Source organism: Agrobacterium sp. GW821-FHT14E08 (genome assembly GCF_058803865.1).
In genome coordinates, this window is the sequence record NZ_JBXAPJ010000002.1 from 236620 (window position 1) to 252750 (window position 16131).

Here is a 16131-nt window from a genome sequence, read left to right on the forward strand (position 1 = left end):
CCTCATCCCTGTGCCGTCACAGGAATGAGGGAGACTGGGTTATCCGTCAGTGCCCGCCCTCGGCATGGGAGCGACGGATGCGGCGCACCACCCACCAGACACCGAGTACGGCGAAGGGAACCGAGATGCCGGTGACTACGGCGGGATCGACCGGCAGCACGTCATGGCTGATCGCCTTGGTGAGATAACCGATGAGGCCAACGACATAATAGGAGATGGCGGCGACCGAGAGGCCTTCCACCGTCTGCTGCAGGCGAAGCTGCATGGCCGCGCGCTTGTTCATGGTGTTGAGCAACACCGTGTTCTGCCGCTCCAGCTCCACGTCGATCCAGCTTCGGACGAGCGCCGTTGCGCGATAGAGCTTGCGCGACAGGTTGGCCTGCCGCTCCTCCACGGACTGGCAGGTGCGCATGGCCGGCGCAAGACGCCTTTCCAGAAAGCTGCCCATGGTTTCGTGCCCCAGCACCGGCGTTTCCGCCAAGGCGCGGATGCGCTCGCGCACGATGCCGTCATAGGCGCGGCTGGCGCCGAAACGATAGAGGCTGAGCGCGGCATTGGCCTCCAGTTCCGCCGCAAGCCGGGTCATTTCGGCCAGCAGCGCATCAGCCTCGTCACGCGCGCCATTCTTCATGCGCTGGGTGATGCCCGTCAAACCATCCTCGATGCGGCGGATTTCCGGCGAGAGTGTCTGCGCCATCGGCAGGCCGAGCATGGCAAGCGTGCGATAGGTCTCGATATCCAGCAGCCGCTGCACCAGCGCACCGCGGCTGTAATCGCTCAAACCCCGGTCGATCACCAATATCTGCGTCAGCCCGTCGCGATCCTGACGGAAATCGGTGAGGATCGTCGCCTGACCGTCGCGCACGTCGCTGTGACAGAGGCTGGTCGGTTCAAACATCGTTCCGGCCTGGGCAGCGAGCGCGCTATCTTCGCGGATTTCCAGTCGAATGCCCGATATCAGGGAACCGGGCGGCGAAAAGCCGTCGCCGAAGGGATCGCCGGCAATCTCGCCGCCGAATTTTTCCGGCGCGGGGCCATCCCAGAACCAGGTCGAGAATTCCGTGTGCCGTTCCCAGCGCAGCGTGCCCTGCCCCCAGGGCATGGCGTGGTGGCGGGCATCGCGTTCCGGCGGCGCAACGCCCCGGCTGCGCGACATTTCCGCGATGACCGAGTGGTGCACGGCCGAGCCGCCATCCATCATGAAGGCAAGCTGGACGATGATGCGCGACGGGGCGAGAAGCACCGTCGGGCGCGCATGCACCTCCCCGAGCGCCAGCGACCTTTCCGGCGCGCTTGCGAAAGCAAATCTACCCTTGGCCATGCGATACCGTCCCCGCCTGTTTCCGCCGGTTTTCTAAAGCATCAATAGCGATGGCGACACCGCAATCGAAGCCGATGTAATTGTTTTGATGCAACTGGCGAAGAAAACCCGCCATCATCACCCTGTCCGGGTGCTGCTTTAACAAAAGCCAGTTTAAAAGGGCAGATGCCGTGTTGACGCAGGCAATCCAGCATGAACAGGCCACCAAACTGGACAGAATAATTGACCAGTGCGACGCTTCGCTGATAATTTGTGCCGGATTGCACAGACAGGCACACCCCAGGGGCGAATTTCGCCGGAGAATGCTGCGATGGACGAAACGCTATTTGCGCGGATAGAGCACAGCCGCACATCGCAGGAGGTGATCTTACGTTTCGAGGAGCTGATCCTCGACGGCATATTGCGCGATGGCGACCGGCTGCCCGGTGAGCGGGAGCTGGCGCAGAGGCTGGATGTCTCGCGGCCGATCCTGCGGGAGGCGCTGAAAGAACTCGAAACCCGCGGCCTTCTCGTGAGCCGACACGGTGGCGGCACCTATGTTGCCGATATTGTCGGCCCGGTCTTTTCCGATCCCCTGAGCGCACTCATCACCCGTCATAGCCGGGCGACGCGGGATTTCCTCGAATATCGCCGTTATATCGAAGGCATGACAGCCGAACTTGCCGCACAGCGGGCAACGGAGCCGGACAGGCGCAACCTCGCCGCCATCGTGGAGAAAATGCGCGAAGCGCATGAGGCGGGCCGTTTCGAAGAGGAGCTTTCGGGCGATGTGGAATTTCACAACGCCATTGGCGAGGCGGCGCATAATATCGTGCTGATGCACACGTTGCGGTCCTGCTACCGGCTTTTGAGCGATGATATCTTCTACAATCGCCATCTCATCTTCACCGTTACCGGCGCCCATGACGAGGTGCTGAAACAGCATATAGCCATTCATGATGCCATTGCCGCCGGCGATCCGGCAGCGGCAAGGGCGGCGGCGGAGGCCCATATAGACTTCATCGTGGAGACGACATCCAAGGCGCATCAGGCGCGGGAATGGGACCGGATTTCGCGTCTGCGGCAGCAGCAGCGCAGCAGCTGAAAACGCCGGCAGGCGAAATACGCAATCTCTTTTATTCAGGTTTTGATGGAACCTTTTGTGCTGTTTGGTCTTTTTACCGGGTTAATTGGAAAAATTTACCAAGATGGGACCCATGACAACCACGAGCGAAACTGAACGCTATCCGCGGATAGCTCTCATATCGACGCATGGCTATGTCGCCGCGCACCCGCCCCTGGGCGCAGCCGACACCGGGGGACAGGTGGTGTATGTGCTTGAGCTTGCACGCAAACTCGGCCAGCTCGGTTATACTGTCGATCTTTATACCCGCCGTTTCGAAGACCAGCCGGAATTCGACGAGGTTGACGAGCGTGTCCGCGTGGTACGCATTCCCTGTGGCGGAAGCGATTTCATTCCCAAGGAATATCTGCACCGCCACCTGATGGAATGGTGCGAAAATGCGCTGCGTTTCATCAAGAAAAACGACCTGAATTATTCCTTCATCAACAGCCACTATTGGGATGCGGGCGTTGCCGGGCAGCGGCTGTCCGAGGCTCTGAAAATCCCGCATATGCATACGCCGCATTCGCTCGGCCTCTGGAAGAAGCGCCAGATGGAGACCGACTATCCCGAAAAAGCCGATACGTTCGAGCTGGAATTCAATTTCAGGGAACGTATCCAGCATGAGCTGATCATCTACCGCAGCTGCGACATGGTGATCGCCACGACGCCGGTGCAGCTTGACGTCCTGATTGAGGATTATGGCCTAAAGCGCAAGCACATCCATATGATCCCGCCGGGTTATGACGACAACCGCTTCTTCCCCGTTTCGGATGCGACGCGGCAGATGATCCGGCAGCGTTTCGGCTTCGAGGGCAAGACGGTGCTGGCGCTCGGGCGTCTCGCCACGAACAAGGGTTACGACCTGCTGATCGACGGCTTTTCGGTGCTGGCGCAGCGCGAGCCGGAAGCCCGGCTGCATCTGGCCGTCGGCGGCGAAAACATGGACGAGCAGGAAACCACGATCCTCAATCAGTTGAAGGAACGGGTGAAAGCGCTCGGTCTCGAAGAGAAGGTTGCGTTTTCCGGTTATGTTACCGATGAGGATTTGCCGGATATTTATCGCGCCGCCGATCTCTTCGTGCTTTCAAGCCGTTATGAACCCTTCGGCATGACCGCCATCGAGGCGATGGCGAGTGGCACACCCACCGTCGTCACTACCCATGGCGGATTGTTCAGGGCCATCAGCTATGGCCGCCACGCGCTGTTTGCCGATCCTTTTGACAAGGAAGACCTTGGCATCACCATGATGAAACCGTTCAAGCATGAGCGGCTTTACGGGCGACTTTCCCGAATGGGCGCACACAAAGCGCGCAGCCTGTTCACCTGGACCGGCATAGCGCAGCAATTGCTGGCTCTTGTGGAAGGACGCACCATGATGCCGGTTCTGGAAGAAGCGGACTGGGCCGAACCATGGAACGACGGCGATTGAAACCGCTTCGTCTTTTTTCCACCGATCTCGACGGAACCGTCGTCGGCAATAATGACGCCACGCGCCGGTTCCGCGATTTCTGGCAATCGCTGCCGGATGATCGCCGCCCGGTTCTGGTCTTTAACAGCGGCAGGCTGGTCGATGACCAGCTGGCGCTCATGGAAGAGGTGCCGCTGCCCCGGCCCGATTACATCATCGGCGGCGTCGGCACCATGCTGCATGCGAAAGAGCATGTTGAGCTGGAAGACGCCTACAGGCATTCGCTCGGCACGGGTTTCGACCCGCTGAAGATTGCCGGTGTCATGACCGGCCTGGCCGGCGTAACGATGCAGGAAGAGCGCTATCAGCATGGCCTTAAATCCAGCTGGTTCCTGCAGGATGCGGATGAAAAGGCGCTTGCCGATATTGAAAACGCTCTGCTGGCGGCCGAGATCGAGGCCCGCATCGTTTATTCGAGCAATCGCGACCTCGACATATTGCCGAAGGCCGCCGACAAGGGCGCGGCATTGGCATGGTTATGTGGACAACTGCGCATCGGCCTCGACGAATCAGTCGTTGCGGGCGATACTGGCAATGATCGGGCAATGTTCGAATTGAATGGCGTTCGCGGCGTGATCGTTGGCAATGCCTTGCCGGAACTCGTTTCCCTGGCAAATAGCAAGAGCCAGTTTTTCCTCTCGGGCGCGACGGAAGCGGATGGTGTGATAGACGGTCTCCGGCATTGGGGACTGGATGCGGGCCAGCGCAATTCCGACCGTAATCCCTGAGCGGTTTGCGTTCCGAAAGACCTGAAAGCAGACAGATACGGCTTTCCGCAATCGGCTGTTTGACCGGGAATTCCGGGCACGGTTTCGCTCGCCTCCATCTTCGCCTCTTAATCTTCATCAGCGTGAAGACAGTAGTGGGTTATGGGTGATGAGGGATTGGCGGAACTTACGGGATATCTATATTAGCAATTATCATTAGCAGGCAAAGAAGGACCTATCCGGATTGAAGATTTTGAATCGATTGGCGACAGATGTGGGCTTGATGTTGCGCAGACCGCCGCGACAGCAATATGCGGCGCTGTGCTATCGATTGGCCGAAAAGCATCAGGAACCTGAAGTTCTGCTGCTGACCAGCCGGGATACGGGACGATGGGTCATTCCGAAAGGCTGGCCGATGGGTGGCAAGAAGGCCCATGCGGTGGCAGAACAGGAAGCCTATGAGGAAGCCGGCGTCAAAGGTACGGTGGAGAAGGCCCCTTTCGGTTTTTATGAATATGAGAAAAAGCTGAACAGCGGCATCAACGTGCTGTGCAGGGTTCAGGTGCATCTGCTCGAAGTATCGGAACTGCAGGACAGCTTTCCCGAAAAGGACTCCAGACGGCTGGAATGGGTCACGCCCCGCGAGGCGGCCAAACGGGTCAACGAGCCGGAACTGAAAGCCCTGATGCTCACTTTCGACAAGCGAATGGCGCTTTCGAAATAGCCTGCCCGCCCGAATAGTGGCAATGTGCAGTTTGTTTTTCCAACATGGCTTTTACCGTCTTTCATTTTGGAAAGATGTGCGAGATGTAACAGTCTTTCTGTAAATTGCCTTCAGCCCGCGACACTGCCGGACGAAAAGGAATGCTGGCAAACGAGGTCTGAATGGCAATAAAGCCACCACCACCGAACATGAAGCCGACGCTCGACAAGGATCTCGAAAAGATCACCCGTGTCGAGGAGGCGACGATGCACGTCACGCAGCAGCTTGCCGGCCTTGGCGCGGGTTTCATGTTCGTGGTTCTCGCGGCCATATTCGCCGGCGTCTTCGTGACCGGCACTGCGGGCTCGGTCATCATCATCGCGGCCGTTGCCATCGGCGCCTATATGGCGATCAATATCGGCGCGAATGACGTGACGAACAATGTCGGCCCGGCGGTCGGCGCCAAGGCCTTGCCGCTTGCGGCTGCCCTCATCATTGCCGCCATCTGCGAGATCGCGGGCGCGCTGATTACCGGCGGCAACGTCGTCGAGACCATTTCCAGCGGCATCATCAACATAAATACCATTCCGGACAGGACCGTGTTTTCCTGGGCGATGTTGTCGGCGCTTCTCGCCGCCGGCCTTCTCGTCAATATCTCGACATGGACGAAAGCGCCGATTTCCACGACCCACACGGTGGTCGGCGGCGTCGCCGGGGCGGGCATGGCCGCCTATGGCATCGGGGCAGTCGACTGGTTATCGCTTGGCAGCATCGCTTTTGCATGGGTTCTGGCGCCCTTCATCAGCGCCGCCATCGCCATCGTCATCCTTGCTTTCATCAAGGAATTCATCATCTACCGCGATGACAAGATCGACGCCGCGCGACTGTGGGTGCCTGTCCTCATCGGCTTGATGGCCGGGGTTTTCACCGCCTATCTCATCTGGGTCGGGCTGAGGCAGATCGTCCATCTCTCGCTTGGCCATGCGAGCGGCATCGGGCTTGTGACTGGCCTTGTCGCCTGGCGACTCTGCGTGCCGATCATCCGCAAACAATCCGTCGGGCTGGAGAACCGCAACCAGTCGCTTCGCATATTGTTCCAGTGGCCTCTGGTTCTCGCCGCCGGATTGATGTCCTTCGCCCATGGGGCCAATGACGTGTCGAACGCGATCGGCCCGGTGGTGGCCATCGTGCGGGCATTGCATGACGAGGCGGTGCAGACCTCCGCCCGTGCGCCGCTTTGGGTCATGCTGGTCGGTGCATTCGGGCTTTCCTGCGGTATTCTGCTTTATGGCCCGCGCCTCATCCGCCTCGTGGGTGAGCAGATCACCAAGCTCAACCCGATGCGCGCCTTCTGTGTTTCCGTGGCCACGGCGCTCACCGTTCTTGTCGCCTCACGCTTCGGCCTGCCGGTCAGCACCACGCACACGGCAATCGGCGCGGTGTTCGGCGTCGGCTTCTTCCGTGAATGGTACACGCAGTCATCACGGCGGCGGCAGGAACTCGTTCAGGCCGGAACAGGTGCAATCCGCCGGACCAACAGATATGCGGATAATCCCGCCGAGGTGCGCCGCCGTTATCTTGTCCGTCGCTCCCATTTCATGACGATCATCGCCGCCTGGCTGGTCACCGTTCCCTCCAGCGCAACGCTTGCGGCGTTGCTCTATTGGCTTATGTCCTTCCTTTTTCTCTGACGCTGAAACCGAAAAGTCCCATGCGCGCAAATTTCCGGATGCAACGCCTGTTCGTCGAAACCCCGCTTGATGCGGGGGTGGCGCAGGAAGCGACCACCGAACAGTTCAACTATCTGGCCAATGTGCTGCGTATGACAGATGGCACGGAAATCCTGCTGTTCAACGGGCGCGATGGCGAATGGAAAGCCAGACTCTCCTTTCCGAGCCGCAAGAAGATCGCGCTCATCCCCCTGGAGCAGACGCGCCCACAGCCACCGGCACCGGATCTTCACTATCTGTTTGCGCCGCTGAAAGTCGGGCGCATGGATTATCTGGTGCAGAAAGCAGTCGAGATGGGCGCCGGTCTTTTGCAGCCTGTCATGACGCAGCATGTTCAGGGCAAGATCCATAATACCGAAAAGCTGCGCGCCAACGCCATCGAGGCCGCCGAGCAATGCGGCATTCTGTCCCTGCCTGAGGTGGCCGAGCCGGTGAAGCTGAGAGACATGCTGGAAACCTGGCCCCGCGACCGGCGCATCATCTATTGCGACGAAGGCGATGCGGGGCAAAATCCGCTGCCTGTCCTGCAATCCATAACGGAACACAGGCTTGCGCTGCTGGTTGGCCCGGAAGGCGGCTTTTCCGAGGAGGAAAGGGAGCTTTTGCGAAGCCTTGCCTTCGTGACCCCTATTCCGCTCGGGCCACGCATCCTCAGGGCCGATACGGCCGCTGTTGCGGCACTGGCTGTCATTCAGGCGGCGATCGGCGACTGGAACTGACCTCTCTGGCGCATGTCGTCATCGCAAAAACGCCGCACAGTTTCGCGCGGCCTGCTTTGGGATATTGCGCTTCATGCATCTTTAAAAGAAATTCATTTGCCTCCGGATGCGATCCGGCTCTATCTGCCAATCATATGCCTCGCCGCAACAGAGACGTCATAACAAGGTAAGCCATGGCACGCGACACGACCGACCAGACCCCCCTCTCCTCCGTCACGGAGCTTACAGATTATCTGGCGGGCGGTAACAAAGCTGAAGCCGATTTCCGTATCGGCACGGAACACGAAAAATTCGCCTTTTTCCGCGAAGGCAACAAGCCGGTTCCCTATTTCGGCGAGGCCAGCATTTCAGCCCTTCTGAAAGGAATGCAGGAAAAGCTCGGCTGGGAGCCGATCATGGACGGCGACAACATCATCGGGCTTGGCGAACAGCACGGCATGGGGGCCATCTCCATCGAACCCGGCGGCCAGTTCGAGCTATCAGGCGCGCCGCTCGAAAACCTGCACCAGACCTGCAAGGAATCCAACCAGCATCTGGCGACCCTGCGCGAAGTGGCGGAGCCGATGGGCATCCGTTTTCTCGGCATCGGCGGCAGCCCGCTCTGGAGTTACGACGAAACGCCGCAGATGCCGAAATCGCGCTATGCGATCATGACACGTTATATGCCGAAAGTCGGGACCAAGGGTCTCGACATGATGTACCGCACCTGCACCATTCAGGTGAACCTCGATTTCTCCTCGGAAGCGGATATGCGCCAGAAGATGCGCGTTTCCATGAAGCTGCAGTCACTGGCAACCGCGCTGTTTGCCTCTTCACCTTTCACCGAGGGCAAGCCGAACGGCCTTCTTTCCTGGCGTGGCGATATCTGGCGCGACACCGACAACCGCCGCTCCGGTGTGCTGCCTTTCACCTTCGACCAGGATTTCGGTTTCAAGGATTATGTGGAATGGGCGCTGGACGTGCCGATGTATTTCATCGTGCGCGACGGCAAATATCACGATTGCACCCATGTCACCTTCCGTCAGTTCATGAACGGGGCATTGAAGGGCGAAATCGCCGATTGGCAGCCGACCATGGGAGACTGGACGAACCATCTCTCCACACTGTTCCCGGATGTGCGCCTGAAGCGCTTCCTCGAAATGCGCGGTGCGGATGGCGGCCCGTGGCGGCGCATCTGCGCCCTGCCCGCCTTCTGGGTCGGTCTTCTTTATGACCGGGAAGCGCTTGACGCCGCCGATGCGCTGACGTCCGGCTGGAGTTTCGATGAGGTGATCGCGCTTCGCAACGCCGTACCGGCCAAGGGGCTTTCAGCTGAGATTGCCGGCAAGCCGCTGCTCGGCATCGCCCGCGAGGTGCTCGATATTTCCCGCACCGGTCTCAAAAACCGCAAGCGGCTCAACGGCGACGGCCAGGACGAGACCGTGTTCCTGTCCTCGCTGGACGAGGTGCTGGCCAAGAAGACCACGCTCGCCGACGATCTGCTCGCGCTCTATAACGGCCGCTGGGGCGGATCGGTCCTGCCGGTCTTCGAGGAATATCAGTACTAGGCACGAGCCAATCATGCCGATCGGCTTGCAAACGCTGCGATATGACACGTCGCCGCGACCTCGATCCCGTGCTTGTCATCTCGGCTGAACACGCCGCAAGCCCTTGAGGCTGCAGGCTAAATTCAATGAGATGTCTGCGTTTGCACCTCGGGATCGAGGGGGTGTCCTCCCTCGGTCGATGGTTTGAATGCAATTTACGATCACACGGTTGATTGAATTTCGTTCCCTGCACCTTTGAGGGAAACTACCAGCCGCAAAAACATCGAAACTGGCGACCTTCCGATCGCCAGTTTTTGACAGGGCCTCAGCAATCGGCTCGGTTAATTGTCGTTACCACCTTCGTGATTGTTATGGCCACCATGGTCACCGCCGCGGCCGTGATCGCCGCCGCCATCGTGATCGCCACCGCGGCCATGGTCGCCACCGCCGTCATGGTCGCCTCCACGGCCATGGTCGCCACCGCCGTCATGATCGCCGCCACGGCCATGGTCACCTCCGCCGCCGTGGTCACCACCACCGCCGTGGTCGCCGCCACCGCCATGGTCGCCGCCACCGCCATGGTCACCGCCGCCGCCATGGCCGCCGCCACCACCGTGGTCGCCGCCACCGCCATGGTCACCGCCGCCGCCGTGGTCACCACCACCGCCATGGTCGCCGCCACCGCCGTGGTCACCTCCGCTGCCATGGTCACCGCCGCCACCGTGGTCACCTCCGCCGCCATGGTCGCCGCCACCGCCGTGGTGACCGCCACCGCCATGGTCGCCGCCACCACCGTGATGACCGCCGCCGCCATGGTCACCACCGCCACCGTGGTCACCGCCGCCACCGTGGTCACCGCCGCCACCGTGGTCACCGCCGCCACCGCCGGGGTCACTGCCACCGCCGCCGCCGGGATTACTCGGTCCGCTGCTACCGCCAGGATTGCTGGGTCCGCTGCTCGGATTGCTCGTTCCTGCAAAATTGTTGTCACCGTGATCGTTTTCGTTAACGCCGGGAATGGAGGCTGTCGCTCTGCAAAGTGCAGCCTCCAAAGTACCGGGCCTTACGAATTCGCATCGCTGCAAACGCGTCTGCGCGGTTCCCAGTGTCGTACTGGACAGCAAGATTGCAATACAAGAGAACACAGTTGTCACCTTACTGCGCATGGGTTTTCCTCCCTTATCGGCAGTTATAACTGGATTGACAAATATATATTAATACAACTACATTCTCAATGCGCTCGTATATTGCGATAAATTTGCTTTAATACTTTGTAATTAATTATTATAAGCTACATAAGACATAAAATTCACCAAATGTACTATTGAAATGAAAAATCACGCACTGAACACCTATCGTTATTCAGATCGCCCTAGCCCGTCTCCAACTGCCCTGAAATATTTTGCTGCGCCATGTGCTGTCCCGATTTGGCGCACATCCCAAAAGGCTATGTTAATTTTTTTTTGAAATTTTGGGCTAATCATGCAATGAGGTGCACTTTGACGCGTTTTGGATGTGTTTTTTAGTTCGGGCGTGACGGGAAATCGGGATGATCTTCCGTTAATGTTTAACTTTATTCATGCGTGAGATCGGGCGGCATGAAGGCCAGTTCCCCAGATCACCAGGTTACCTTGAGGGAACTGATATAATCATGAGGATTTATGTTCTTGCATTCGCTCTGCTGGGCGCGATGACGCTTGGCGCGCAAGTTTCCGCCAGCGAGCTCTCGGCCACCCGCTCCATCAACGCGCCGGTGGGTTTTTCCTCCGCCTGTCAGCGCTACAGCTGGCTGTGTTCCTCCAAAGCCGGCGTGAAAATGGGTGACGACCAGACGCGTGGCCTGCTTTCTGAGGTCAATCGCAAGGTCAACAGCGCCATCAGACCGGTGGAAGACACCGTTGTTTACGGCCGCAGCAATTACTGGGCATTGCCGAAGGACGGTCGCGGCGACTGCGAGGACTATGCCATCGCGAAAACCAAGGCATTGCTGGACGCCGGTTTCCCCTCCAACAAAATGTCCATTTCCGTTGTGCTGGATCGCAGCGGCAACAATCATGCCGTGCTGCTGGTTCGCCTGTCGGACGGGGAGTATGTACTCGACAATCTGAGCGGTTCGATCAAGCCTTGGGACCGCACCGGCTATACTTTTCTTGCGCGTCAGAAATACACCAACAAATCCGCCTGGGAAGTCGTCCTGGCCGGTCCTCGCGCCGGACAGTTCCGGGAAATGTAAGCCTCGGCGGTCATCCAAGGCAGGCCGCGTTCAGTCGGACTCATTTGGCGATTCCTGTTTCCATGCATATCCCGTCCGAAACCGGCGGCAGTTTTGGAAGCGCAGGCAATAAGGGGCCATAAAAAAGCCCGGTGCGGCCGAGGGGCCGTACACCGGGCAAAGGCAGGGCTATTGGCAAATCACCCTGCGGGGAAAACCTTTCAGCTCAGAAACATTCCGGCAAAACATCCTGGCGGTTTTGCGTCCGGAATTGCGCAGGCAAAGCCTAGAGCGTTTCGAAGCGCCTGACGGCACGCAGCCGCGCAGCGCGGGTCAGATGGGTGGTCGGATCCTCGAGCAAACCGGTATCGAGCGCGTTCATCACATCCGATCGTGCGAGCCCGACATCGGCGAGCAGGCGGTCATCGAGTTCCATGAGATTATTGGCCACGATACGGTTGTAGATGCGCTGGACAAACGTTTTCACGGTGGAAGCAACGGTAATGATGATGCGGCGCAGGGTGTCGCCCTGGCTGCCCGTTGCAAGTTCCAGTTCCATTCTACGTTCTGCCGTGCGCATGACACTTATCCTTCCGTAACGGCACGATGCGGCACCGCCCCCGGCGCACCACGCGCTAGAAGCTGCCTTGGGTTAGGGGCCTGACGCTATGTCCGCCCCGGGGTTTGAGATTGATTTGTTGGATGCCAAAATGTCGCAAGACTATTGATCAGTCCAACGAATGTTTCTAATGTGAGACATCAATCATTCTGATGGATGACCATCCATGTCCGCACCTCTCGACATAGACCAGCTGCATACCTTCATCGCGATCGTCGATACGGGCAGCTTCACCAAGGCCGCAGACCGCGTTTTCAAGACGCAATCCGCCGTATCCATGCAGATGCGACGGCTTGAAGAGCGCATCGGCAAACAGCTTTTCGCCAAGGACGGGCGCGGCAACCGCCTGACGGCGGAAGGCGAAAAACTGATGAACTACGCCCGGCGCATCATCCGCCTCAACAACGAGGCAATCGCGGCCTTCGACGACAACAGGCTTGAAGGTACGTTGCGCATCGGCACGCCCGATGACTATGCCGACCGCTACATGCCCGAAATCATCGGGCGCTTCGCCAAGACCCATCCGAATGTCGAACTTTATATCGTTTGCGAACCTTCGGTGAGCCTTGCCGAGAAAATGGCACGCGGCGAGCTGGATATTGCGCTTGTCACCCATAATCCCCGCGCCCGGTCCTCGGATGTCGTGCGCACCGAGCCGCTCTGCTGGGTCGCCTCCGCCAACCACCCCCTGAAGGACGACGCACCCGTGCCGCTGGCCGTCGGGCGACGCGATTGTCACTGGCGTCAGCTTGCCTGCTCGGCGCTCGATGCGGACGGGCGGGATTATCAGGTTCTCTTCACAAGCTGGTCTTCCACCGTGGTCGCCGCCGCCGTGCTGGCGGGCATGGCGGTCTCGGTGCTGCCGGAATCGGCGCTGCGCACCGGCATGAAGGTTCTGACGGCTGCAGATGGCTTCCCGCCCTTGCCGCCGGTACAGATCGGCCTGATGAAACGGCCGGGCCTCTCCCCTTCGCTGGTGAACGCCATCACCGACCACATCACCGCCTGCCTCGACAATATTTCGCCAATGAGCGTCACCGACGAGCTGGACAATGATGTGAAGACCTACCCGAAGATGCCGCGCCTGCGCGCCGGGCACATGCTGCCGGGCTGGTAAGCGGATGACCGTAGACAAGTCACGACCGGCGGGAAAATGACGAGGCCGGAAAACCTCTCCTCCGTCAGGCTCGGGCTCGTCCCGAGCATCTGCAACCTATCTGTTTATGACAGGTGACTGGATCCCTCGGGACAGGCCCGAGGATGACGTCGTGCATGCGGCAAGATTTACCATCAGCCTGAGCCGCTCAAACCCGCTCTTCTTGTCGCCTGTGCGCGCGCTTCCGCCTATCGCGCCCGCAAAGTCGCCACTGCCAGCAGCGTATCGCCGCTGATACCGACCGAGCCGCTGCCATTGAACAGCATCATGATCGGATCGGTCGTGTTCTGGGCGCTGTCATACATGATGGTGAAACGGGCAATCAGCTTCTTGACCTTTTCCGGATCCTGGAAATCCTCGATGTTGAAGTATTTCTTCATCATCGACACTTGGGTATCGACTTCGGCATTTCCGAGTTCACTGGGAATGCTGAAGGTGGTGTTGATGAAACTCTGGATCGCGGTGTCGGCGAGAATTGAATAATAGGATGTCGTTCCCGCCGCCATGCGCTGGAAATAAAGCGCCAGTCGCACGCCGGCATTTTCTTCGCCTGCCTGCGTCTCCAGTGTCTGCGTCAGATAGTTGTCGAGCGTCTCGTAAAGACCGCGCCGCGTCTGGATCAAACTCCGGTCCTCGCGCAGGATATTGCCGTCCGTATCAAAGTTGAACGCGGTGACGAGGCGGCGGAAGACCGGGTCCATCTCCTTGTTGAGGTAGCTTCCGCTGTCGTCGAGTTTGGAACTGAAAATCTTTTCCAGCTGTTCTTTCGTCACGCTCTCGGGATCGATACCGAGTGATTCCATCGCGAATTTCGTCAGGCGATCATTGGCCAGGAACTCCTTGAGCGTCTTGATCTTCTGCATCTCGTCCGTGAAGTATTCCGCTTCCTTCTTGGCCGCTTCCTTGTCCTTTTCCGTGCCGAAAGCCGATTTTTTCTTGATGTAGTCGGCCGACATGGTCTGCATCTCGATTTCCGACTGCGCAAGAACCGGAGAGCCCACGGCGCCGTCGGACGAGAAGTTGAACAGCTCCGCCAGCTTGACGTATCGCTCGTCTTTCAGCGTATAGACGTAGCTTTTCTTGTCCTGAAGGTCGCTGGTGAGGACCTTGCGAATATCCGCGGCGTTCACCTTGGCCGGATCGAGGCCAACCGCCTTCAGCGCATAATTATAGACGGCGCTGCTCTCGAGGAAATCCTTCACGGAGGTGACACTTTTGATGTCGCTCTTGAACAGCTGAATCGCCTTTTCGTCGGCGGCATCATCCTTGTCGTTGTAGTGGATCATATAGCCGCTGGTGGTGGCTGCCGTCTGTGTCGTTGTCTGGGGTGTCGTGCCGGCGGCAAGCGTTCCATCCGCCTGAAAATTGAACGCATTTCGCATGGCGAGATAACGCTTGTCGTTCTTGCCGAAGGTAGCGATGTAATTGTTCGGATCGTTCAGATCGCTTTTCAGGATGTTCTCGATCGTCGCCTTTACAACCGTCACATCATTCAGGTCGAAGGCGACCTTGAGGTAATTGAGAAGCCGCGTATCGGACGTCAGTTCAGTTACGGTCTTGATCGAGCCGATCTTGGATTCGAAATAGTCCCTGTTCAGGGTGGCGACGGTCGGCGTCACGCGCGGCGCGCTGCTGATATAGGCGTCCGTCATGATCTTGATATTGTCGGCCTTCTGCGCCCCACCGGCTGCGACGGTACCATCGTTCTTGAATTCGAAGGCGGCGGCAATGTACGACATGTTATTGTATCGCGTGACGGTATTCGTCAGCGTCGTCTGCTCCGCCTTGATGGCGGCAAGCTTTGCATCCCACTCGCTTTTTGGCGGCAGCACGGCTTCGAGCTGCGTCAGCTGATCCTGCCGCGTCACCTTTTCCGCCTCGAGTTTCGTGCGCTCTTCATCACTCAAACCGGTTCCGGCGAGCGCGGTGTCGATTGCGGTAATCCGGGTGGTGACCTGGGCGTGCATCTCGATATTGCCCTTCATCGCCAGCTTTTCGACGGCATCATTATAGGCAGCGCCGTATTGCTGGTTGATGTAGCTATCGGGATCGGAGACGTCGCTCGTCATCAAACCCCTGATATGGGCGTAGGAATAGGTCTTCTCATCAATGTCGAAGACCTCGAAGATGTAGGCGCGGGTCCTGTCGTTGCGGAGCAGCTGGTCCACATTGGTAACCGTGCCGATGATCGCCTTGTAATAACGTGTTTCTTCCGAAAGGCTGTTGTCCAGGTCTGATATGGACGTGCCGTAGAGCCCGATCATCTTGTCGAGCTGGGCTTCCGTCTGGACGGCCTTTGTCGATGCCGTGAAGTTGAAGGCTGCGGCGAACTCCCGGTACCGCTCATCGGTCAGCTTGTTGGCGAAGCTGTTCTGGTCGTTCAGGTCGCTTTCCAGCACCTTTTTCATGAATGCCTTGGCATAGGTCATCTCGCCGAGACCGAAAGCATCCATGGCGTAGGAATAGAGCTGGTAGTTATCGAGGAACTCGTCGACGCTTTTCACATCGCCGATGTTCTCCTTGTAATATTTCGTCTGCCGCTCGATGAGCCCCTGCTGCGACACGCGCGAAATGCTTGCCTTCATATCGCGGTTGATGAGGTCGTAGCTGAGATAAGTCGATACCATCCGAATGCCCCCTGGAGCACCGCGCATCCCCTGGGACGCCGAAAGCTCCGGTTTAAATCCATGCGTCGCACCTCCATACGGAGGCACGGCAAGCCTTGGCGTGACTATGCATGAAGCGCCTTGCCCGGAGCTTGAAAGAGCACAATTTCGGCTGCGATAAAAATCGCATTGTCCCAATCTGCTTTACCTAAGCGAAACCATGCCACAGTGGGTTTTGCTAACCATTTGGGAATGCAAA

The 16131-nt window shown here is 58.6% G+C and carries 13 protein-coding genes; 9 read left to right on the plus strand and 4 right to left on the minus strand.

What is annotated here, in order from left to right; genetic code table 11:
• Positions 1–46: 46 nt before the first annotated feature.
• Positions 47–1321: a DUF3422 family protein gene (locus AC1ROR_RS09950; RefSeq protein WP_498589310.1), complete on the minus strand. Its 1275-nt coding sequence runs from the start codon at positions 1319–1321 to the stop codon at positions 47–49.
• 310 nt (positions 1322–1631) lie between these two features.
• On the opposite strand from AC1ROR_RS09950, the gene AC1ROR_RS09955 reads away from it, so the two are divergent.
• The 7 genes from AC1ROR_RS09955 (at position 1632) to AC1ROR_RS09985 (ending at position 9300) form a co-directional block, all read left to right on the plus strand.
• A complete protein-coding gene (locus AC1ROR_RS09955; protein ID WP_498589311.1) occupies positions 1632–2405 on the plus strand; it encodes a FadR/GntR family transcriptional regulator in 774 nt (257 codons plus the stop codon).
• A gap of 103 nt (positions 2406–2508) precedes the next feature.
• Entirely contained in the window at positions 2509–3855 is a 1347-nt protein-coding gene (locus tag AC1ROR_RS09960) for a glycosyltransferase family 4 protein (protein ID WP_498589312.1), read from the plus strand.
• On the plus strand, positions 3852–4622 hold the full coding sequence (locus tag AC1ROR_RS09965; RefSeq protein WP_035218762.1) for an HAD-IIB family hydrolase: 771 nt from the start codon (positions 3852–3854) through the stop codon (positions 4620–4622). The genes AC1ROR_RS09960 and AC1ROR_RS09965 overlap by 4 nt, the downstream gene beginning before the upstream one ends.
• A 262-nt stretch (positions 4623–4884) precedes the next feature.
• On the plus strand, positions 4885–5325 hold the full coding sequence (locus tag AC1ROR_RS09970) for an NUDIX hydrolase (protein WP_035218764.1): 441 nt from the start codon (positions 4885–4887) through the stop codon (positions 5323–5325).
• A gap of 161 nt (positions 5326–5486) precedes the next feature.
• The gene (locus tag AC1ROR_RS09975; RefSeq protein WP_498589313.1) at positions 5487–6995 is read left to right on the plus strand and encodes an inorganic phosphate transporter; all 1509 of its coding nucleotides are present in this window, start codon (positions 5487–5489) and stop codon (positions 6993–6995) included.
• A 20-nt stretch (positions 6996–7015) separates the two neighbouring features.
• On the plus strand, positions 7016–7753 hold the full coding sequence (locus AC1ROR_RS09980) for a 16S rRNA (uracil(1498)-N(3))-methyltransferase (protein WP_498589314.1): 738 nt from the start codon (positions 7016–7018) through the stop codon (positions 7751–7753).
• A gap of 173 nt (positions 7754–7926) precedes the next feature.
• The gene (locus AC1ROR_RS09985) at positions 7927–9300 is read left to right on the plus strand and encodes a glutamate--cysteine ligase (RefSeq protein ID WP_035218769.1); all 1374 of its coding nucleotides are present in this window, start codon (positions 7927–7929) and stop codon (positions 9298–9300) included.
• Between the two features lie 304 nt (positions 9301–9604).
• On the opposite strand, the gene AC1ROR_RS09990 is transcribed toward AC1ROR_RS09985, so the two are convergent.
• Positions 9605–10180, minus strand: coding sequence for a hypothetical protein (locus AC1ROR_RS09990; protein ID WP_498589315.1), 576 nt, complete (start codon positions 10178–10180; stop codon positions 9605–9607).
• A gap of 750 nt (positions 10181–10930) precedes the next feature.
• Between AC1ROR_RS09990 and AC1ROR_RS09995 the strand changes: the two genes are divergently transcribed.
• Positions 10931–11512, plus strand: coding sequence for a transglutaminase-like cysteine peptidase (locus AC1ROR_RS09995; RefSeq protein WP_051795899.1), 582 nt, complete (start codon positions 10931–10933; stop codon positions 11510–11512).
• A 265-nt stretch (positions 11513–11777) separates the two neighbouring features.
• Here AC1ROR_RS09995 and AC1ROR_RS10000 read toward each other — a convergent pair whose 3' ends face one another.
• Positions 11778–12071, minus strand: coding sequence for a YjiS-like domain-containing protein (locus AC1ROR_RS10000; protein WP_498589316.1), 294 nt, complete (start codon positions 12069–12071; stop codon positions 11778–11780).
• 205 nt (positions 12072–12276) lie between these two features.
• Between AC1ROR_RS10000 and AC1ROR_RS10005 the strand changes: the two genes are divergently transcribed.
• Complete coding sequence (locus AC1ROR_RS10005) at positions 12277–13227, plus strand: LysR substrate-binding domain-containing protein (protein WP_035218774.1); 951 nt, start codon at positions 12277–12279, stop codon at positions 13225–13227.
• 227 nt (positions 13228–13454) lie between these two features.
• Here the strand turns inward: AC1ROR_RS10005 and AC1ROR_RS10010 are convergent, their stop codons facing one another.
• Complete coding sequence (locus tag AC1ROR_RS10010) at positions 13455–15893, minus strand: DUF1217 domain-containing protein (protein ID WP_498589317.1); 2439 nt, start codon at positions 15891–15893, stop codon at positions 13455–13457.
• Positions 15894–16131: the final 238 nt, after the last annotated feature.

Coding starts and splice junctions, on each gene's coding strand:
- AC1ROR_RS09950 (WP_498589310.1), bottom strand. CDS start 1,321: ATGGCCAAGGGTAGATTTGCTTTCGCAAGCGCGCCGGAAAGGTCGCTG.
- AC1ROR_RS09955 (WP_498589311.1), top strand. CDS start 1,632: ATGGACGAAACGCTATTTGCGCGGATAGAGCACAGCCGCACATCGCAG.
- AC1ROR_RS09960 (WP_498589312.1), top strand. CDS start 2,509: ATGGGACCCATGACAACCACGAGCGAAACTGAACGCTATCCGCGGATA.
- AC1ROR_RS09970 (WP_035218764.1), top strand. CDS start 4,885: ATGTTGCGCAGACCGCCGCGACAGCAATATGCGGCGCTGTGCTATCGA.
- AC1ROR_RS09975 (WP_498589313.1), top strand. CDS start 5,487: ATGGCAATAAAGCCACCACCACCGAACATGAAGCCGACGCTCGACAAG.
- AC1ROR_RS09980 (WP_498589314.1), top strand. CDS start 7,016: ATGCGCGCAAATTTCCGGATGCAACGCCTGTTCGTCGAAACCCCGCTT.
- AC1ROR_RS09985 (WP_035218769.1), top strand. CDS start 7,927: ATGGCACGCGACACGACCGACCAGACCCCCCTCTCCTCCGTCACGGAG.
- AC1ROR_RS09995 (WP_051795899.1), top strand. CDS start 10,931: ATGAGGATTTATGTTCTTGCATTCGCTCTGCTGGGCGCGATGACGCTT.
- AC1ROR_RS10000 (WP_498589316.1), bottom strand. CDS start 12,071: ATGCGCACGGCAGAACGTAGAATGGAACTGGAACTTGCAACGGGCAGC.
- AC1ROR_RS10005 (WP_035218774.1), top strand. CDS start 12,277: ATGTCCGCACCTCTCGACATAGACCAGCTGCATACCTTCATCGCGATC.
- AC1ROR_RS10010 (WP_498589317.1), bottom strand. CDS start 15,893: ATGGTATCGACTTATCTCAGCTACGACCTCATCAACCGCGATATGAAG.